Raw genomic sequence first — 243 nt, forward strand, 5'->3', positions numbered from 1 at the left:
ACACGTACAATGGACCTTTTCTATCAACAAGTAATCCACCAATGTAACCGAAGATAATAACGCTCATTGTTCCAGGGAAAATAATCACACTGCCAATTGCAGCAGTACTTAGTTGATGTACATCTTTCATCATGTAAGGAACCATAGAGATAAACCATGCTACTGTACCAAATATAAGTCCTCCACAAAGGACACCAATTATAAAAGAAATATTTTTCCCCAGTGCAGGTTCAACAAAAGGTT

At 37.0% G+C, this 243-nt stretch carries 1 pseudogene; it reads right to left on the reverse strand.

The features are described 5' to 3' along the window. A pseudogene (locus tag AWV70_RS23095) lies at window positions 1–243 on the reverse strand (tetracycline efflux MFS transporter Tet(L)); the annotation flags it as partial.

Source organism: Sporosarcina koreensis, assembly GCF_001531445.1.
GTDB lineage: Bacteria > Bacillota > Bacilli > Bacillales_A > Planococcaceae > Sporosarcina > Sporosarcina koreensis_C.